The following is a 19,444-nucleotide window of genomic DNA, read 5'->3' as shown; positions in this document are numbered from 1 at the left end:
GTTGATAGGGAAACTTCTGAGAAACTTATCGAATCTGCCAGGCTGGCGTACCGGCCGGAAGATCGTAATTATCGAGTCCGACGACTGGGGAAGTGTTAGGATGCCGTCTCTCGATATTCTTGAAAAGCTCAAGGCTGGCGGACTTGACATGGAATCAGGCGATTCTGCCAGGTATAATCAGAATGACACGCTGGCTTCGGCAGCGGATTTATCCGAACTTTTTGAGGTTCTTTTGAGTGTTAATGACAGCAATGGAAGGCCAATGGTATTCACGCCGGTGAGCCTCACAGCCAATCCTGATTTTGGAAAAATCCGGGAGTCTGGTTTCAGCCAGTATTTTTTTGAGACGCTACCTGTTACGTTCAGCCGCTTTGGATTAAGTGGCGCACTGGATTTGTGGAAGGAGGGAATTAACAAGGGAATATTTGTTCCTCAGTTTCATGGAAGGGAACACCTGAATGTTGCCGCATGGATGAGGGCCTTGCAGGAAAACGACCGGGAGACAAGGCAGGCATTTGACCTCGGCGTCTGGGGCTATACCAACAAAAATCGGTTTAACGTGATGTATCAGGCTGCGTTTGATCTTGAGTTGGCAAGTGACCTTGAAGGCCAAAGTGAGATTTTGCGGAGTGGACTGGATTTGTTCCAGCGGCAGTGGGGCTATAAGGCAAGCTATTTTGTTCCCCCAAATGGCCCATTGAACAATTCGCTTGAGAAAATTATAGCAAGCGAAGGGATTCAATACATTTCGTCACCAAAAATTCAAATTGAACCATTGGGTGGTGGACTCACGAAGCGAAACTTCCGGTGGTTAGGCAGGAAAAACAAATGGGGGCAATCATACATCACCCGCAATTGCTTTTTTGAACCGAGCATTCCCGGTATCGATTGGGTTGGATCCTGCCTGAATGATATATCAATTGCATTTCGCTGGCAAAAACCCGCTGTCATAAGCACCCACAGAGTGAACTTTACAGGAGGGTTAAATGAATCAAATCGAAAAAATGGCCTGGCGGCGTTTCGCAAGCTTGCAAGGCAGATAATTTCAGTTTGGCCCGAGGTTGAATTTATGACCTCCACAGAGCTGGGGCAGCTGATGGATGGCGACGGGGTAACAAAATAATTTGAAGGCAATGGCAGGCTATCCCACCACTTTACTGAAAAGATGGAAATCGAGAATAAACGCTACCCGGGTAAACGCCGCCGGCGTTCGTTTGAAAGACAAGATTTTAGTCATTGAGTCAGACGATTGGGGAGCCATCCGGACGCCATCGATGGAGGTATTGAGAAAGTTTGAGGCTGCCGGCATGGACTTATCATCGAGCATTTACCGGCACGATGCCCTGGCCAGCGAGCAGGACCTGGACCTCCTTTTTAATGTGCTGCAGGATGTGAGAAACAGCGATGGAGAGGCAGTGAAGGTAACTGGCAATTCCATCATGGCCAACCCTGATTTTGATAGAATAAGGCAGGACAATTTCGAACGATATCACTTCGAGCCCTTCACCACGACACTTGAGAAATACCCTCAGCACGGTAAGTCTTTTGCCAAATGGCAACAAGCGATGACATCTGACATTTTCCGACCCCAATTTCACGGCAGGGAACATCTTAATATCAAGCGGTGGATGAAGAGGCTGCAGTCCGGCGACGAAAAGGTGCGCTTTTGCTTCGATCAGCGTACCACATTTTCGGGCGTAGGGGACTATAGCTTCATGGAAGCTTTCGATTGGGATCACCGGGATGACATTGCTACGCATCGGGAAATCATCTCCGACGGGCTTGACATGTTTGAGAAAACATTTGGCTTTCGTTCAAAGTCTTTCATCGCTCCCTGCTACAATTGGGACCCTGCGCTTGACGCTGAATTTTCAAAAATGGGTATTGACATGCTGCAGAGTACGAGAAGGCAGCTTGTACCAACAGGGCTATTTGATCAGTATACGGACAAGATTCATTTTTTTGGTGAGCGCCAAAGTGGGTGCCCCCGCTACAACGTACGCAACTGTTTTTTTGAACCAACAATGCATCCGGCTAAAGACTGGGTAGATAGCTGTCTGGCCGAGATCAGTACTGCTTTTGCTTTTCACAAGCCTGCCGTCATCTGCTCTCACAGGGTCAACTATATTGGGTTTATTGACGAAAAGAACCGGGACAGAGGGTTGAGGGAGCTCAACAGGTTGATGGAGGCGGTGGTGAAAAAATGGCCGGAAGTAAAATTTATGTTCACCGATCAGCTGGCTGATCAAATGGCAAAAAACGATGGTTAAAATAGGTTTCACTGGTGATTTTTGCCCGCAGGAAAGAATAGAAAAAGCTTACCATCAGGGTGAATGGCAGCTATATTTCGAAGAGATTCGTGTCGAATTGAGCAAAAACGACCTGACCATCGCTGACCTTGAATGCCCGTTGACCACATCATCTCAGGGAATAGTAAAGACAGGGCCGCACCTGAAATGCCATCCGGATACTGCTGATATCCTTACTTTTCTCGGTATAAGGCTGGTTGTCACAGCCAACAACCACTTTCTCGACTATGGAGAGAAAGGAATGACAAATACATTCAGCGCACTGAAAGCACGGAATATTCAGTGGTTGGGTGCTGGCTGTAACTTGAAGGAAGCATCCACCCCGCATTTTGTGGAAATAAAGGGGCTTACCTTCGGCATTATCAACTTTGCTGAGAATGAATGGTCGACCACACATGGAGCCGGAGCAGGGGTGAATCCCCTGGATGAGATTGCTATTTATAATCAAATTCGGTACGCAAAAGAGAAGTCGGACTTTGTCATTGTGATCTCTCATGGCGGGCACGAACACTATCCTTTGCCTAGCCCCAGAATGAAAAAGCTTTTCAGGTTTTTGGTAGACGCAGGAGCCAGCGCTGTGATCAACCACCACACACATATTATTTCGGGCTTCGAGGTATATAAGGAAGCGCCCATCTTTTATAGCCTGGGCAATTTTTGTTTCGATTGGCCTGGCAAAGCTAACTCGCCGTGGAATTTGGGCATGGTTCCTCAATTGCTTTTTGAGAAGGGGAAACCCGTCGGCTATGAAACGGCCTATGTGGAGCAAAACTCAACCGAGCCCGGAGTGTACCCATTGGCCGGAGACCGACTGTCGGAACTAAAGGACGGCGTAGAAAAATTGAACACCTTTATTCAGGACGATGAATATTTGGAAAATGCATTTGCGCAGCATGCCGACACGCTGGCCAACCTCATGCTCACGTGGCTTGAGCCCTATGAGGGACGTATACTGCCGGGCCTGCGGTTCAAAGGCTGGATACCCTCGCTCAACTCGTCCAGAAAGAAAAGGTTGATGACCAATTTGATCAGGTGTGAGTCGCACAGGGAAGTATTATTGAATGCATTGAATAAAAAATAGCTTAATGGTCGGCGACTTTCATAGGAGATAGACAGGCATGTGTGGTATAGCAGGGTATTTTAATAGATCAGGAAAGCACATAAGTGATACCTCTACGGTATTGAGTATGCTGCAAAAGCAAAAGCACAGAGGGCCTGACGATAGCGGGGTTCGCACTTTTTCTATCCGCTCCAAGACTTCCCGGGAGTTTTCTAATGAAAAAACGGAGCAGGTGGAGGAAAGCTATGAAGGCATCGTGGGATTTAACAGGCTTAGTATCCTTGACCTTTCGGCCAATGGGCATCAGCCTATGTGCAGTGCCGACGGCCAGGTCATTTTGGCATTCAACGGCGAAATTTACAATGCTTTCGATTTTAAAAGCGGTCTGCAAAAAGACGGTTTCACATTCAAAAGTATGTCGGATACAGAGGTGGTTCTAAATCTGTACCTCCGGGACGGCTTCGACGAGATGGTCAAAAAGCTCAATGGCATGTTCGCTATCGTGTTGATCGACCTTCGAAAGCAGGAGCTATATATTGCCCGGGACAGATTTGGCATCAAGCCCATGTATATTTTTGAGGCGGGTGGTCTTGTTGCTTTTTCTTCTGAAATTAAGAGCTTCCTGGCATTACCCGAATTCAAAGCGAGGCTGAACAGCACACTGGTCGATGAATATTTATTGTTCAGAAACTCGATCAACAGAACATTATACGAGGGTGTGCAGGGCGTGGAGCCGGGAACTTACCTGTTGTATACGCCCACGGAAAGTTATGTCAAAAAGTTTTTCTCCATCAACGAATACCATAGGAGCCCTTCCACCGACTCTGCTCTAGTGATGGAAGACTTACGATCTTCCTTGTTGGGCAGCGTGCAACGACAGCTGGTAAGTGACGTTAAACTGGGCTGCCAATTGTCTGGAGGAATCGATTCATCATTGGTTACCTATTTTACCAGAGAGATCAAGCAAGACGACCTTCTGGAGACTATATCTATCACTTTCGACAATGTCCATTTCAATGAGGAACCGTATGTCGATCAGGTAGTGAACCTTCTGGGGCTGAAGGCTCACAAATTTAAGCTGGATCCATCGTACTACCTGCAGCATTTTGAGCATGCTACCCGGCATTTCGAAGCACCGCTCAACCACCCAAACACGATCGGTATTTACTTGCTTTCGCAGGAGGCAAAGAAGTATGTAACGGTGCTGCTCAGCGGTGAGGGGGCTGATGAGGTTTTCGGTGGGTATGATCGGTTCGCAGCTGTCACACACCCCTATCAGCCCGAAACCTTGTTTCGGAGCCTTCGGAAAAACAAAGGAAGTTTATGGAAACATCTTTTGGCATACCCGGGAGGCGACTACAGGGCTATCATGGGATCCTCTTTCATGGCTTTAGAACAGGCTGCTGTATTAAAGCCAGGGTTTGACCTTGAGTCAGCGCTTTCTGCCAGAAGAACAACCTATGCTGCCTTAAGCGGTTCTGCTTTCGATAAACAAGTCAAATATGAAATATCAACTTATTTGCCTGATTTGCTGATGAGGCAGGACAAAATGTCGATGGCGCACAGCATCGAGAACCGGGTACCCTTTCTGGACAATGACCTGGTAGCGGATAGCTTTAAGATACCCCAGGATCAATTGGTACGAAAAACGGCAAAAGGAGAGCAAACCAAGTTTGCTTTGAAAGAGCTATCCGGAAAAGTTTTCGGCGAAAACTTTTCTTATCGGCCCAAGGGCGGATTTGGAATTCCTCTAAAAGATTTTTTCTCAGATCCACGCTTCAAGGAGTATCTCAATGATAAAATTATGCCGTCCATTAAGCAAAGGGGCATTTTTAATGCTAAGGTAATTAACCATTGGGTATCTGCCCCCGGGGGCATCTCTCCGCAAGAGGTGGAGGCACTATGGGTAATGGTAGCCTTCGAAGCCTGGGCACTCGAATACAGCATGTGATGAAGCTAGCCATACATCAAACCAACGATTCATTCAGCCAGCGCTGGATGGCCTACTGCCAGGCAAATAGTATCGAGTACAAAACGGTCGACTGTTATGCCAGCGATATTGTGGAGCAGGTAAGCGACTGTGAAGCCTTGCTATGGCACCACCAACAGGGCAGCCCCCGGGACATTCTCTTTGCCAAACAACTTTTGTTCGCTCTTGAGCAAAGTGGAAAAACTGTTTTTCCTGATTTCAATACCAATTGGCATTTCGACGATAAAGTAGGGCAGAAATACCTGCTGGAAGCGCTCGGGATTCCAGAATTTGCCCCTACCTGGGTTTTCTATGAGAAAGCAAAAGCGCTTGAATGGGCGGACAGCACCACGTTTCCGAAGGTATTTAAGCTTAGGGGAGGAGCAGGATCGCAGAACGTAAGCCTGGTCAAAAGTCATGCGGAATGCAGAAAACTCATTCATACGGCATTTGGCAAGGGGTTCAGTCCCTATGATGCATGGGGAAGTTTAAAGGAGCGGTACCGTAAGTATCGGATGGGCAAGGTCAGCCTGTTTGAGGTTGCAAAAGGCTTCGCACGGCTTTTTGTTTCGCCCCCTTACGCCAGGGTAATGGGCAAAGAACGGGGCTACATTTATTTTCAGGAGTTTTTTCCGGCCAATGATTTTGATATTCGAATCATCGTGATCGATCAGAAAGCATTTGCCCTCAAGCGGTTTGTGAGGAAGAATGACTTCAGGGCATCGGGCAGCGGCTTTTTTAAATATGAAAAGGAGGAATTTGATGAACGCTGCATCAGGCTTGCATTTGCCTATACCAACAAATTGAAGGCACAATGTGTGGCTTACGATTTTGTTTTTAGTCAAAAAAATGACCCGGTGCTGATAGAAATCAACTATGGTTTTGCTCCTTCGGGCTATGATGCCTGTCCTGGCTACTGGGACCATGAATTAAAATGGCATCAGGGAGCTTTCAATCCCTACGGATGGATGGTTGAGTTAGTATTAAAAGGGAAAAGAAACTGATGTGGCCATAGCCACGTTTTATGCTATTTAACTCAATAGAATTTCTTCTATTCCTTCCAGTCGTTTTTGCGCTGTACTGGTTTGTGTTTGGCAAAAGCCTTAGGCTTCAGAACATGCTGTTGCTGTTGGCCAGCTATGTTTTTTACGGCTGGTGGGACTGGAGATTCCTTTCGTTGATTTTTTTAAGTACCGTCGTCGACTTCATCACAGGGCTGAGGATTGACGCATCGCAGCAACGACATACAAGGAAGATTTGGCTCACTGTCAGCATGGTATTCAACCTGGGACTGCTGGGCTTTTTTAAGTACTACAACTTTTTTGTCGGTTCGTGGATTGAACTATTTAGCCAGATGGGCATCTACATGGACCCCTGGACAATGAATATTGTGCTGCCAGTTGGTATTTCATTTTACACCTTTCAAACCATGTCCTACTCATTGGACATTTATTACGAACGACTAAAACCTACAACGAATTTTATCAATTTTGCCGCCTTTGTATCGTTCTTCCCGCAGCTGGTGGCTGGCCCCATTGAGAGAGCCTCCAATCTTTTGCCCCAAATTGAGAACGCAAGGAAGTGGGACCATCGAAGTGGGGTGGAGGGATTGAGGCAAATTCTTTTCGGGCTGTTTAAGAAAGTGGTGATTGCCGATTCATTGTCAGGCCCTGTAAATGAAATATTCGCTAACTACCCAGCTTTTGCTGGGGGAACGCTTGTTTTGGGTGCGTTGTTCTTTGCACTTCAGATTTACTGCGACTTTAGTGGTTATTCCGACATAGCCATTGGTGTGGCAAAGCTGTTTGGTATAAAGCTAATGGTGAACTTTAACTTCCCTTATTTTTCGTCTTCGATAGCTGAATTTTGGAGAAAGTGGCATATTTCACTTTCTACCTGGTTCAGGGACTATGTTTATTACCCGTTGGGAGGGTCAAGGGTGGCGACAAAAATGGCCGTAAGAAATGTTTTTGTTGTGTTTCTGGTCAGTGGACTTTGGCATGGCGCCAACTGGACTTTTGTGGTATGGGGGGCTTTACATGCCCTATACTTCATCCCATCCTTCTACTTAAAGCAGAAGAAAGTAGGGCTAATAAGGGGTAAAAACTCATATTTTCTGATGCGATTAAAAACAGCATGGACTTTCCTCATCGTTTGCTTTGCCTGGATTTTTTTTAGATCGGAGAGTTTGGCGAAAGCATTTGATTATGTAAGACATCTGTCCCTCCATTTTACGGCCGACTACCTCTCCTCATTCAAGTACGTCGCCTTCTTTTTAATGATTGAGTTGCTGGTTTTCTTTTTTAAGAGGATAGATTATGATATGATAGGCTATAGAGCGTTAAGATACTTTTCGTACGCTGTTTTGGTCTTTTCCATTATTTCACATTCTACCAGATCCGGATCTGATTTCATCTATTTTCAATTTTAAATAATTTGAGCGTTCTCCTGAGGGAAATATTAAAGTTCGGGATGTTTTTTTTCCTTTTCGCCACAGTCCTGTTGCTCATCGATTTCTATGGATACGACAGAATAAGCAATAACTATCTGGTGCAAGCTTTAGAGAGTGGAGAAGTAAAAGAGAACATTTTCATTGGCAGCTCTAAGCTGAAATGGAGCATCATCGACTCCCTGTTAAGCGAGGAATCAACCATATTGGCTGAAGGGGGGCAATTTGCTTTTGCATCGGTCGGCGTCCTCATGAAGCTTAACGAGCATCATTTGCTGGATAGACGGACTATATATTTGGATCTTCAGGAGGCGAACGAGATCAGCAGCGGATATGGGCAATGGTGGTATTTTTCAGAAACATTAATCAGATACCGCTACGCAAATCTTTCTGACTACCCGCTTGAGCGCTGGCCAGCTATTGCCGCAAGGGTTGTCCGTGATATTACCCATTTTGGGCCAAACGCCACGCAGAAGTTCGGATGGAAACCATTGGAAAAGTCTATCAGCCATGTGAACGCCAAGGCAGATAAAGATTCATTGGAAGCGTTTAAGAACAAGTTCGATAACTGCCTTGTTCCGCTTCCTGTATCCTATCGAAATTCGTTGTTAAGAATCAACACGCTATTTCGCAAACTCGAAGCCCGGGCTAACTGCAGAATAATTGTTCTGATTCCTCCATATCCGAAAAGCGGGTGTTTAAGCGACTACGTAAAAATATTCGGTGAGAGAAACGTCATCGACTTAACAATGGTTTCTTTTGAGTATGACGATTTTCATGACAATTCGCATGTAAATGGTAGAGGAGCAGTGAAGCTGACTGAATATTTAAACGCCGTTATGGGCGAGGTTCCAGAATAGTTTGGTTTTAATAAGGTTAATCACGTTAATCGACTAATATTTTGATTATTGGATTTTCAAGTATTGTTTAACTGTGTCGTGAGCTTCTATAGAATGTTGTTCAGAATACATCTTCAGACAGTCAAAACAAAGGTCTTGACAGGGCAGTAAAAGTGATATGCTATTTAATTCAGTAGAGTTTCTTCTGTTCCTTCCAGTGGTTTTTCTTCTTTACTGGTTCGTATGTGGAAAAAGTCTGCGAATTCAGAACGTGCTGTTGCTGGTGACCAGCTATGTTTTTTATGGCTGGTGGGACTGGAGATTCCTTTCGCTCATATTTCTGAGCACAGTTGTTGACTTCATCTCGGGGATTCGGATCGATGCTGCCCCACTACAGAAAACCAAAAAGATCTGGCTCACTTTCAGCATGGTATTCAATCTTGGTTTACTGGGCTTTTTTAAGTACTACAATTTTTTTGTCGGCTCATGGATTGAACTATTTAGCCAGATGGGCATCTATATGGACCCCTGGACAATGAATATTGTGCTGCCAGTTGGCATTTCCTTTTACACCTTTCAAACCATGTCCTACTCATTGGACATTTATTACGAACGACTAAAGCCAACAACGAATTTTGTCAACTTTGCCGCCTTTGTATCGTTCTTCCCGCAGCTGGTGGCTGGCCCTATAGAGAGGGCGTCGAATCTCCTTCCACAAATTGAGAAAAGAAGAACCTTTAGTTCAGCAAAGGCTATTGAGGGGATTGAGCAAATACTATGGGGCTTCTTTAAAAAAGTGGTGATTGCTGATGCGCTGGCAGGTATGGTAAGTGAAGTGTATGGATCGCATGAGGAGTACAACTCGCTTTCGCTGATTGTTGCCGCCATAGCTTTTTCATTCCAAATATATGGTGACTTCAGCGGTTATTCCGACATTGCAATCGGCACCGCAAAGCTGTTTGGCATCGACCTGATGAGTAATTTTAATTTCCCTTACTTGTCAAGGAACATAGGAGAGTTTTGGCGAAGATGGCATATTTCACTATCTACATGGTTCCGGGACTATGTTTACTATCCGTTGGGGGGATCGAGAGTAAGAAGTTCGGTGGCCATCAGGAATGTTTTCGTCGTGTTTTTGACCAGCGGGCTTTGGCACGGAGCGAACTGGACATTTCTGGCATGGGGAGGAATTCACGCATTATTATTTATCCCCTCGTTTGTGCTTAATTCAAAATACAAAACCGATCTTGTCTCCGGAACGAAGATTTTGCCTGGAGTTATCGATACGCTAAAAGTGGCCTTGACATTTTCAGTGGTGACATTAGCCTGGGTGTTTTTTAGGTCAGAATCGGTTCTCGGTGCGGTGGGCTATATTAAAGGAGTCTTTTCATCGACCGGTGGGCGCCTTCTTGTAATTCCGAACAATCAGATCATCACACTAGTCTTTTCATTTTCAGCTTTCTTCTTCTTTAGCTGGATTTACCTCTATAGAAAAAATGAGGTGATCAAGTCTGGCGAAAGAGCCGCTTTTCTGACTTCCCTTGCTCTTTTGATACTGATTTGCCTGTTTGGCGAGTTTTCGAAACAGAGCTTTATCTACTTCCAATTCTGATGAGAAAATTTGGAGTCTTTCTAGCTTTCCTTCTGATCGCCTTTTTGGCTGTAAATGCGCTGTACTTGTTTGCCCTTAGCAAGGTAGATGCTGAATTTCGGAAGACGGACGAGTCAGTTAATTTTACTGACGAATCATTTGAAATCCTTGTTTTGGGTAATAGCACAGCACTCGATGGGGTAAATACGCAAATGCTGTCCGACTCTTTAGGCGCTGCATATAACTTCTCCCTGGCAGGGTCATCTATCGAGTCTAATTACATTCAGTTAGAGCACTACCTCGCAAGGAATAATCGGCCGGAGTTTGTACTGTTCTTTTTGAGCAGTTGTCATATTAACTACAACAGGGAGTACGTAGTCAATCCAATAATTGAGAATTACTATGGTTTGTGGCGTTTCAAATTGGCGGAGCTCCCCCTGTTTAAATTTCGGTGGCTTTTTATAGAGAATTTTAAGAAACTCTTGTCTTCGGATCACCGAAACTCTTCAGTCGTAGCCGGGCAGCTCATACTAGAGCGCACTGTTGCTGACGGAACTGTGTTCGAAAATTCCTCCAACCCCAACTGCGCAACAGACTATCAGAGCAAAGGTTACGCTTTTTTGAAGCCAATAGCCCAACAATGTGCCGACCGTGGTATCAAATTTCTTGCTTTTGAAATGCCTTGCTGGAGTTGGAAGCAGAATAATTGCGATGATGTATATGTTGGATTTGACTCCGGTGTTAAGTTTAAGGTTGTTAACCTAAATCGGCGTGACATTGCAGGGCCATTGCTCAACTCCCGGGCAGATTGGTTGAGCGAGAATCATTTGAACTATTCGGGTTCAGTTAAGCTTTTTGAAGCGATCAAAGGGGCAATAATGGAAGAAGAATCAGGTAACTTTCAATGAAAAGAGTATGTTTTGTGACGCACTGCTTGCAGGCCGGAGGGATGGAGCGTGTAATGCTGGAGGTGGTAGCGTATTTTGCCGCCAGAGAAGAGATGGAAATTCATTTGGTGCTTTATGGTTTCAATAGAGAAATTTTTTACCCCGTACCTAAAAATGTAATATTGCATCTACCTCCCTTTGACTTCAAAAACAGTACCCGTTTTTTTTCTACCGTCCGAACATTGTTTTTTTTAAGAAAAATACTGAAAGAGCTGAAGCCGGCTTCGGCCCTGAGCTTTGGCGAATATTGGAACTCCTTTGTTTTGCTGGCAACGCTTGGAACAGGTTTGCAGGTGTTTGTGTCGGACAGAAGCCAACCCGACAAGCCGTTGGGCAGGATGCAACACCAACTCAGAAGATGGCTTTATCCCACAGCAGCAGGCGTGATTGCACAAACAGAGACTGCTGCCTCCATTTATCGCAATATATACAAACCTAAACGGATGGAGGTAATTGGGAATCCAATCAGAAAAATTGCGACTACAGACAGACCAAGGGAAAAGGAAATTCTGATGGTGGGAAGGCTCATTGAGACAAAACACCAGGATCAGCTCATTACTATTTTTGCGAAATTGAATGCTCCGGAATGGCGATTGGTCATAGTGGGGGAGGATCACCTGAAACAGCACCACCTTGAAAGGTTGAAGCGATTGGCGGTTAGTTTGGGGGTCGCTGACAGGGTAGAGTTTGCCGGTAAGCGCCTCGATGTGGAATTGTATTACAATAGGGCGTCTCTATTCGCATTCACCTCTTCCTCAGAGGGTTTCCCAAATGTAATTGGTGAGGCCCTGGCAGCTGGCTTGCCCGTGGTGAGCTATGATTGTGTGGCTGGGCTGAAATGATAACCAATGGGCAAAATGGATATTTGATTCCACTTTTTGATCAGAAATTATTTGGGAAGCGCCTTCAGCAACTAATAGACAACCCTGGTTTGCAAAAGGATATGAGTGACAGAGCAATTAAAAGCGTTGACAAATTTGATCCTTTGGTAATTGGAAGAAGATTTTATGATTTTATTGTTCCCCGGGAGTGAAAGATAGTGTAACTATAAAAAATGTGATAATAATAGGCGTGCGGGGGTTTATTGGCTCGCACTTAAAGACCTATTTGGAGAATAAAGGGTATCATGTCTATGGTGCCGATGTGGTAGTGGACTACGTCGCTAAAAACTACTTTCTCATAGATGCCACCAATGGTGGTTTTGAGAATGTGTTCAGAGAGCAAGCGTTTGATTTATGTGTTAATTGTTCCGGCGCAGCAAGTGTGCCCGACTCAATTAGAAATCCCCGCCGGGATTATTATCTGAATACCAGTAATGTCTTTAGTTTGTTGAATGCGATAAGAGACAGACAACCCAATTGTCGTTTCATCAATTTGTCGAGTGCTGCGGTCTACGGCAACCCAACAAGCCTGCCCGTGGCTGAAGAGGCGATCCCCAGACCCTTGTCCCCGTATGGGTATCACAAGTACATGAGTGAAACGATATGCAAAGAGTTCTATGAACAATTCGGTTTGGCCACTTGTAGCTTGCGAGTTTTTTCAGCGTATGGAGAGGGGCTCACAAAACAAATTTTCTGGGATCTTTATCAAAAGTCAAAAGCCAAACGAAAAGTAGAACTATTTGGCTCGGGTAACGAAACCAGAGACTTCATTTATGTGCTTGATTTGGTGAGACTTATTGAGTTGATAGCCACACACGGTAAGTTTCATGGGGAGGCGGTCAATGCGGCTAGCGGTATAGAAACTTCAATCAGGTCTGCAGCCGAGACATTCTTTTCCTATTACCCTGATCCGCCTCAAATTAAATTTACGCAGACTGAACGACAGGGCGACCCATCACGCTGGGTGGCGGACATTTCAAAAATAAAAGAGAACTATAACTACAGTCCCGAATTTACCTTAGAGGAAGGCCTCCGGCGCTACTACCAATGGGTGCAACAGAAAGAAAAACAATAGGAATCATCTACAATTTCAGAAGTACCTGGATGGGTGGGCTGATCTATATCCTGAATGCAGTCAAAATATTGAATTGGCTGGATGATGAGGAAAAGCCCAGGATTATTCTCTTTTACCGAAAGGACCTAAAAAGGTTTGTCGATGAAATTGACTATCCTTACCTGGAAGCTGTGGAATGGGAGTTTCCTTCCTTTTACAAAGGTTATATTAATTCTTGGTTGACACTAAAAAATCAGTTCGTCGAGACAATAATAAGAAAATATCCTCTTGACGCCCTATTTCCCCTAAGAGACTATCCGGTGCGAAGCAGAGGTAAGGTGAAGCTTGTGGGCTGGTATGCAGACTTGCAGCACAAACACTATCCGCATTTTTTCAAGAAGAAATATTTATGGGAGAGCGAACTGAGAACCAGATTAATTCTTTGGAATAACAAAGACCTGGTGGTCTCAAGCGAGGCCGTCCGGGACGATTTTAACCGGTTTTACCGTGCCTCAAAAGCCAGTAACCTCCATGTATTCCACTTTGCTTCAGTGATCGATAGTTTTAGTTTTCCTGGTCGGGACATTGTTACCGACAAGTTCAAGTTGCCAGCTAGCTATTTTTTAGTCTCCAACCAATTTCACAAGCACAAAAACCATAAAATTGTGTTAGAGGCACTCATCAGGCTGAAAAATGAAGGTTGCAAACCAGTTGTGGTTATGACGGGAAAAATCCCTGACGATACCAGCATGCCGCACATTGCCGAATTGAAAGCTCTGATCGCTGACCACGAGTTGCAAGGACAAGTATTTCTTCTGGGGCTTCTTGCGAGAGAAGAGCAGCTTTGCCTCATGAAGTATGCACAGGCTGTCATCCAGCCTAGTCTTTTTGAAGGATGGAGCACGGTGATTGAAGATGCCATATCCTTGCAAACCCCCGTTATTGCTTCAGATATCGAAGTGAACATAGAACAACTTGGCAGTTGGGGCGTATTTTTTGACCCACATAACCCAAATCAGCTAGCGTCAGCGATTAAAGAGTTTCCTGAGAGGACGGATTTCAACAGGATGATCTTTGAGCCTTACGATGAAAGAGTTAGAAAGGCAGCACGAAGCTTTATTTCTATTTTTAGTTGAGTATATGTTGATTATTTTTTTACAATTGCTTGTTCACTTTTCGAATTTGTGGAATTTATTTGCCAGGGTTCTATTCCATAAACCTTATTATATGCCGATCCAATAATGAAGAGTCAGATAGTCTTCATCAATCAAAGCTCTGGGTACCTCATGATCGACATTGTCAACGCATTTGAGGGGGTTTATGACGAAAGAACAATTATTTCCGGAATTGTGGTGGAGCGAAACATTGCGCTTCAGAAGGAGGTAAAACAAGAAAGAATAATTCCCTACGATCGCAGCACAAAATTTAGAAGGATTTTTACGTGGGTTTGGGGCTTTATTCAGATTGTTTGGTTAATTCGGTGGAAATACCGGAACGCTCATCTTTTTTTGGTGACGAATCCTCCGTTTTCCACCTTGCTTCCTTTCTTTTGTCGAAACTCGTTCAGTTTTTTGATTTTTGACATCTATCCAGACGCTCTCATTGAGTACAAGGTGTTGAAGGAAGAGTCATTCATTGTTCGCAAATGGAGAAAATACCACGAAATTGTTTTCAAAAGAGCTACAAGGGTAATAACCATAAGTTCAGGAATGAGGGAGAATTTACTTCAATATTACCCTAGCGTGCCCATAGACACTGTTAATGTGTGGGCCGACGGACTTTTCTTTAAGCAAATACCAAAGGAGAAAAACCCTTTCATTACTGACCAAAGCCTTGCCGACAAATTTGTTATCATGTATTCTGGGAATCTTGGACGCACGCACGATGTAGATATCCTGGTCGATATTGCCGAGAAACTACAGGACACCGATGCCTTCGTGCTTATTATTGGTGGCGGTGAGAAACGTGACATGATCGATAAGAAAATTGAAAAATTGAAATTGAAAAACTGCAGATTATTGTCTCTATTGCCGGTCCACATGTTACCTTACAGTATGTCGGCTGCTGACTTGGGGGTGGTGAGTTTGGGGAGAGAGGCATCTTTGCTAAGCGTGCCCAGCAAGACATTTAGTTTGTTGTCTGCCGGGCGGCCCCTATTATGTATTGCCGACCCGAGTTCTGAACTCGCTTGTTTGGTTAAAGAACATTTGGTCGGCGAATCTTTTTCGCCGTCTCAATTGGATCAAATGGTTTCATTTATAAGAAAATTGATGCAGGATAACGTGTTGAAAGACCAGCTTTCAAAGAATGCATTAGATGCCTCGAAAAAGTACACTCCAAATAATGCGTCAGAAATTGCCGCATGGTATTCAGCTTAGATTTTCGCTTAAGCCCTGGATCACCCTGCGGAAACTGAAAAGTGGCTATCCACTGACGCTCATAATCAGTAAAAAGACCTCAGTTTAAAAGTCGTTATGTACGTTTTTTTGTTTAAGAGGCTATTAGATATTAGTGTGGCCACTACCTTACTTGTGTTAGTGTCGCCAGTGCTCGTCTCACTTTCGGTGATACTTGTAATTTCGAATAGAGGCAAGCCCTTTTTTTTTCAGAATAGGCCTGGAAAAAATGGGGTGCTTTTCCGAGTGATTAAGTTTAAGACCATGAACGACAAGCGTGATTCCATGGGTAATCTGCTTAAAGATAGTGAAAGAATAACCAGAGTGGGGAGGTTTGTACGGTCGACGTCTTTGGATGAAATCCCTCAATTATTTAATGTTTTGAAAGGTGAGATGAGTCTTGTCGGGCCAAGGCCTCTTTTGATCCAATACTTGCCTCTTTATGATGACCAGCAGGCACGTCGCCATGAAGTTAGGCCTGGAATCACTGGATTGGCGCAGGTAAATGGAAGGAATTCTATTTCTTGGGAACAGCGATTCGCATTTGATTTGCATTATGTAGATAATGTTTCCCTGAGCCTTGATATGAAAATTCTTTTTCTTACTATCAAAAAGGTCTTCATGAAGGAAGGGATCAACTCAGCAAAGGATGTTACAATGGAAGCATTTAAGGGAAATAGGGCAAAATAGAATAACAAATTGAAGAAGATAGCAATCTACGGCGCAGGCGGGTTCGGAAAAGAAATTGCATGTTTGATCAATCATATCAACAGTGAGTTTCTAACTTGGGATTTCATCGGATTTTTTGATGATGGACTTCCAAAGGGTTACAAGAACAAATTTGGGACAGTATTGGGAGGAATTCAAGACTTAAATAGTTACTCAGAAGAACTGGCAATTGTCATTTCAGTGGCGAGCCCTACGGTAATAGAAGATTTGTCCGGGAAAATTGACAATCAGCTTGTTTATTTTCCAAACCTAATTGCACCTAATGTTCTATTTCTTGACAAAGCGTCGATGAAGATTGGGAAGGGCAATGTTGTCTTCTTCAGTTGCCGAATAAGCTGCGATGTCACAATTGGCAACTTTAATTTACTAAACAGTATGGTTTCGTTGGGTCACGACGTAGTGACGGGAGACTACAACGTTATTGGCCCTTCTTCCCGCATTTCAGGCGAAACTACCATTGGCAATGCTAACTTTTTCGGCGTTCAATCTACCGTTCTTCAGGGATTGAAAATAGGAAACAGAACTAGAGTAGGTGCCGGAAGCGTTATCATGCGGAACACAAAGAATGATGCATTGTATTTAGGGAACCCGGCGAAACGGATTGTATTTTAGTAAATATCATTAAGTATCGAATATGGCTTTTCAATATATTCCTAACATTGCCGTCAAAGGAATGGCTGCTTGCGTTCCAAAAAAAGTCGAAGATAACCGAGAGCTCTCTTTGTTTGAGACAGAAGATGATAGGAACAAGTTCATTCAGGCGACAGGCATATTGAAACGGCACACAGTTAAAGGAAGCGGTTTATGCGCTTCAGACCTTTGTTTTCAAGCGGCAGAGACTCTCCTGGCTGAAATTGGGTGGGAAAGGAGTGAGATAGGTTATCTGATATTTGTATCACAAACCCCAGACTACATTTTTCCAGCCACTGCCTGCATTCTTCAAAATAGGCTGGGGCTTAGCCAGGAGTGTTACGCAATGGACATATCCCTTGGCTGCTCTGGTTGGGTATATGGATTAACTACGATTGCATCACTGCTCTCTTCCAGTGTCAACATGAAAAAGGGTCTACTGTTAGTTGGCGATACCACAACCATAACCAAATCTCCAAAGGACAAAAGTACATACCCACTTTTCGGCGATGCCGGCACGGCAACTGCCGTTCAGTATGAAGAGGGGAGCATCGGGTTGAAGATTCATGCTGCCACCGATGGAAGTAGTCACAAAGCTATAATGATTCCTGATGGTGGCTTCAGGAATTTTTTCTCCGGCGACTCTTTGGTTGAACACGAGATTGAGCCCGGTATTGTCAGAAATAGCCTTCAAAGCATTCTGGATGGGCCGGGCGTTTTTACGTTTGGAATAACTAAAGCGCCAAAAAGTATTTCCAGCGTATTAGAGTATTTTAACATCAAGATTGACGCCGTCGACTATCTCGTTTTGCATCAGGCTAATAAAATGATGAACGAAAAAATTAGAAAGAAGCTTAAAATTGAGCCGGAAAAGGTGCCGTATTCACTTCCAGAGTATGGAAATACTTCATCGTCATCTATTCCTTTAACGATGGTTTCGCAACTATGCGATCCTCTCAGACTCCGACACAACGTCATTGTTGCATGCGGATTTGGGGTAGGATTGTCATGGGCTTCTGTGATTTTGGAAACAAATAAAATTGTGTGTCCTCTGGTTATTGAAATATGAATTAAAACACATTTAAAAGAAGAAAAATGGAAGAAAAATTTATCAAAGCTTTCAAAGAGGCGTTAGAATTGGAAGATAGGACAATCGACCTCACAGATACTTTTCGAGACTATGAAGAATGGGATTCGTTAGGTCATCTATCACTAATAGCAATTCTTGATGAGGAATTCGGTGTTGTCATTGAACAAGCCGAGTTTAATAAACTAAACACAGTTGGAGAACTAATGGTTGAAGTTAAAAAGAGAATGGTTTAACCTCCCAAGTATTGAATTGTGACAAGTTAATTATTGTAATAGTCTGACAATTATGCGCCGTCGAATATTTAAAAGATGCTTTTACTATGTCACTACTAAGTTTTAATGGGATAGGTATTTCAGGGTTGTCTGCAGCAGTACCAGCAAATACAATTGATAACCTGGGCTACCAAAATGGCCTCTTTGGGAAGGAGGCGGCACATGATATTGTCAGCAAAACAGGGATATTTGAGAGGCGTTTTGCACCCCCGGGAATGTGTGCCTCTGACCTTTGCTTCGCAGCCGCAGAAAAACTACTGGCAGATTTATCTATTGACCGGTCTGAAATAGATCTTGTCTTATTTATTTCTCAGACCCCCGACTATAGAATGCCCGCAACGTCAGTTCTTTTGCAAAACAGGTTAGGGCTTTCAAAGCAAACTGCTGCATTTGACGTCAACTTAGGATGTTCAGCATTTGTATATGGTCTGTCAATAGCTTTTTCTTTTCTTCAGCAAGGTGGTTTTCGCAAGGTGTTGCTGTTGGATGGTGAAACCCGGTCAAGGGTGTATTCTGAAAACGACAGAAAAGTTGCGTATTTATTTGGAGACGGCGGTGTTGCGGCTGTTCTTGAACGAAATAAAAAATTTGGAGACAGTTATTTTTCTCTAAATTCAGATGGGAGTCGAGAGAATTTGATAAAAATAGACGCCGGAGGCTATCGCAAACCAAGCTCGGTAGACACAGTGGCTAGCCGCATGGTGGATGATTTCGGAAACGTAAGAAGCGAGGAGCATGGTTACATGAATGGTGCGGATGTATTCAATTTTGTAATTGATGAAATCCCGAAAGATCTTCGGAGATTGTCGGAATATGCTGAAACAGATTTACATTCGCTGGATTATTATATTTTTCACCAGGCTAATAGTTATATGAACAACTATCTGGTAAAAAAACTAAAAATTCCTGTGCACAAAGTTCCTACCTCTTTGGAGCGGTTCGGGAATACTTCATCTGTGTCTATTCCGTTGACTATAGTTGATAAACTGAAATTGCAACTAAAAGAGTCGAATAATGTGCTTTTATGTGGATTCGGTGTCGGTATGTCCTGGGCTTCTGCTATTCTCGAAATGAGGGATTGTCAAATAAGTGACATGGTAGAACTATAGACATTTAACATCATAATTAAAGTAATCTTGTGTTCACACCTAGATTCAGTCCGCAATCTTGATGATGGGCTGTTTCTTAATCGGTAACTTCAAGAGATGCTCGCTTATTCTTCAATGCC

18 protein-coding genes are annotated in these 19,444 nt (G+C 43.9%); all 18 read left to right on the top strand.

All coding sequences use genetic code 11. The features are described from left to right. The first annotated feature begins 1 nt into the window (after window position 1). The 18 genes from ACMVP2_RS06130 to ACMVP2_RS06045 all read left to right on the top strand — a co-directional run bounded on the left by ACMVP2_RS06130 (window position 2) and on the right by ACMVP2_RS06045 (window position 19,325). Window positions 2-1,123 carry a hypothetical protein gene (locus ACMVP2_RS06130; RefSeq protein ID WP_416867061.1) on the top strand — a complete coding sequence of 374 codons (1,122 nt, stop codon included), beginning with the start codon at window positions 2-4 and terminating at the stop codon, window positions 1,121-1,123. A 10-nt stretch (window positions 1,124-1,133) separates the two neighbouring features. Beyond that, window positions 1,134-2,270 carry a hypothetical protein gene (locus tag ACMVP2_RS06125; protein WP_416867060.1) on the top strand — a complete coding sequence of 379 codons (1,137 nt, stop codon included), beginning with the start codon at window positions 1,134-1,136 and terminating at the stop codon, window positions 2,268-2,270. Continuing rightward, window positions 2,263-3,390 carry a CapA family protein gene (locus ACMVP2_RS06120; RefSeq protein WP_416867059.1) on the top strand — a complete coding sequence of 376 codons (1,128 nt, stop codon included), beginning with the start codon at window positions 2,263-2,265 and terminating at the stop codon, window positions 3,388-3,390. Before ACMVP2_RS06125 ends, ACMVP2_RS06120 begins: the two co-directional genes overlap by 8 nt. Before the next feature lie 37 nt (window positions 3,391-3,427). Next, window positions 3,428-5,320 (top strand): asparagine synthase (glutamine-hydrolyzing), encoded by a 1,893-nt coding sequence (gene asnB / locus ACMVP2_RS06115; RefSeq protein WP_416867058.1) that lies wholly within the window; start codon window positions 3,428-3,430, stop codon window positions 5,318-5,320. Then, complete coding sequence (locus tag ACMVP2_RS06110; RefSeq protein ID WP_416867057.1) at window positions 5,320-6,342, top strand: ATP-grasp domain-containing protein; 1,023 nt, start codon at window positions 5,320-5,322, stop codon at window positions 6,340-6,342. Before asnB ends, ACMVP2_RS06110 begins: the two co-directional genes overlap by 1 nt. Before the next feature lie 20 nt (window positions 6,343-6,362). Then, window positions 6,363-7,769, top strand: a complete 1,407-nt coding sequence (locus tag ACMVP2_RS06105) for an MBOAT family O-acyltransferase (protein WP_416867056.1) — start codon at window positions 6,363-6,365, stop codon at window positions 7,767-7,769. Between the two features lie 5 nt (window positions 7,770-7,774). After that, entirely contained in the window at window positions 7,775-8,647 is an 873-nt protein-coding gene (locus ACMVP2_RS06100) for a hypothetical protein (RefSeq protein ID WP_339792914.1), read from the top strand. A 157-nt stretch (window positions 8,648-8,804) separates the two neighbouring features. Beyond that, window positions 8,805-10,238 (top strand): MBOAT family O-acyltransferase, encoded by a 1,434-nt coding sequence (locus ACMVP2_RS06095; protein WP_416867055.1) that lies wholly within the window; start codon window positions 8,805-8,807, stop codon window positions 10,236-10,238. After that, window positions 10,238-11,125, top strand: coding sequence for a hypothetical protein (locus ACMVP2_RS06090; RefSeq protein WP_339792911.1), 888 nt, complete (start codon window positions 10,238-10,240; stop codon window positions 11,123-11,125). Before ACMVP2_RS06095 ends, ACMVP2_RS06090 begins: the two co-directional genes overlap by 1 nt. Beyond that, on the top strand, window positions 11,122-12,006 hold the full coding sequence (locus ACMVP2_RS06085; protein WP_416867054.1) for a glycosyltransferase: 885 nt from the start codon (window positions 11,122-11,124) through the stop codon (window positions 12,004-12,006). Before ACMVP2_RS06090 ends, ACMVP2_RS06085 begins: the two co-directional genes overlap by 4 nt. 214 nt (window positions 12,007-12,220) lie before the next feature. Continuing rightward, window positions 12,221-13,120 carry an NAD-dependent epimerase/dehydratase family protein gene (locus ACMVP2_RS06080; RefSeq protein ID WP_416867053.1) on the top strand — a complete coding sequence of 300 codons (900 nt, stop codon included), beginning with the start codon at window positions 12,221-12,223 and terminating at the stop codon, window positions 13,118-13,120. Continuing rightward, window positions 13,093-14,235 (top strand): glycosyltransferase family 4 protein, encoded by a 1,143-nt coding sequence (locus ACMVP2_RS06075; protein ID WP_416867052.1) that lies wholly within the window; start codon window positions 13,093-13,095, stop codon window positions 14,233-14,235. Before ACMVP2_RS06080 ends, ACMVP2_RS06075 begins: the two co-directional genes overlap by 28 nt. A gap of 105 nt (window positions 14,236-14,340) precedes the next feature. Continuing rightward, on the top strand, window positions 14,341-15,477 hold the full coding sequence (locus ACMVP2_RS06070) for a glycosyltransferase family 4 protein (RefSeq protein ID WP_416867051.1): 1,137 nt from the start codon (window positions 14,341-14,343) through the stop codon (window positions 15,475-15,477). 96 nt (window positions 15,478-15,573) lie between these two features. Then, window positions 15,574-16,185, top strand: coding sequence for a sugar transferase (locus ACMVP2_RS06065; RefSeq protein WP_416867050.1), 612 nt, complete (start codon window positions 15,574-15,576; stop codon window positions 16,183-16,185). Window positions 16,186-16,194: 9 nt separating this feature from the next. Further along, window positions 16,195-16,836 (top strand): acetyltransferase, encoded by a 642-nt coding sequence (locus tag ACMVP2_RS06060; RefSeq protein WP_339792901.1) that lies wholly within the window; start codon window positions 16,195-16,197, stop codon window positions 16,834-16,836. Window positions 16,837-16,858: 22 nt separating this feature from the next. After that, a complete protein-coding gene (locus ACMVP2_RS06055) occupies window positions 16,859-17,923 on the top strand; it encodes a ketoacyl-ACP synthase III (RefSeq protein ID WP_416867049.1) in 1,065 nt (354 codons plus the stop codon). A gap of 26 nt (window positions 17,924-17,949) precedes the next feature. Continuing rightward, complete coding sequence (locus tag ACMVP2_RS06050; RefSeq protein ID WP_339792897.1) at window positions 17,950-18,177, top strand: acyl carrier protein; 228 nt, start codon at window positions 17,950-17,952, stop codon at window positions 18,175-18,177. Window positions 18,178-18,263: 86 nt separating this feature from the next. Continuing rightward, window positions 18,264-19,325 (top strand): ketoacyl-ACP synthase III, encoded by a 1,062-nt coding sequence (locus ACMVP2_RS06045; RefSeq protein WP_339792895.1) that lies wholly within the window; start codon window positions 18,264-18,266, stop codon window positions 19,323-19,325. The last annotated feature ends 119 nt before the right edge of the window (window positions 19,326-19,444 follow it).

This window comes from Imperialibacter sp., assembly GCF_048007035.1.
Lineage (GTDB): Bacteria > Bacteroidota > Bacteroidia > Cytophagales > Cyclobacteriaceae > Imperialibacter.
The sequence above is the reverse complement of the archived record's forward strand: the minus strand, read 5'-3'. Positions and strand labels throughout refer to the sequence as shown.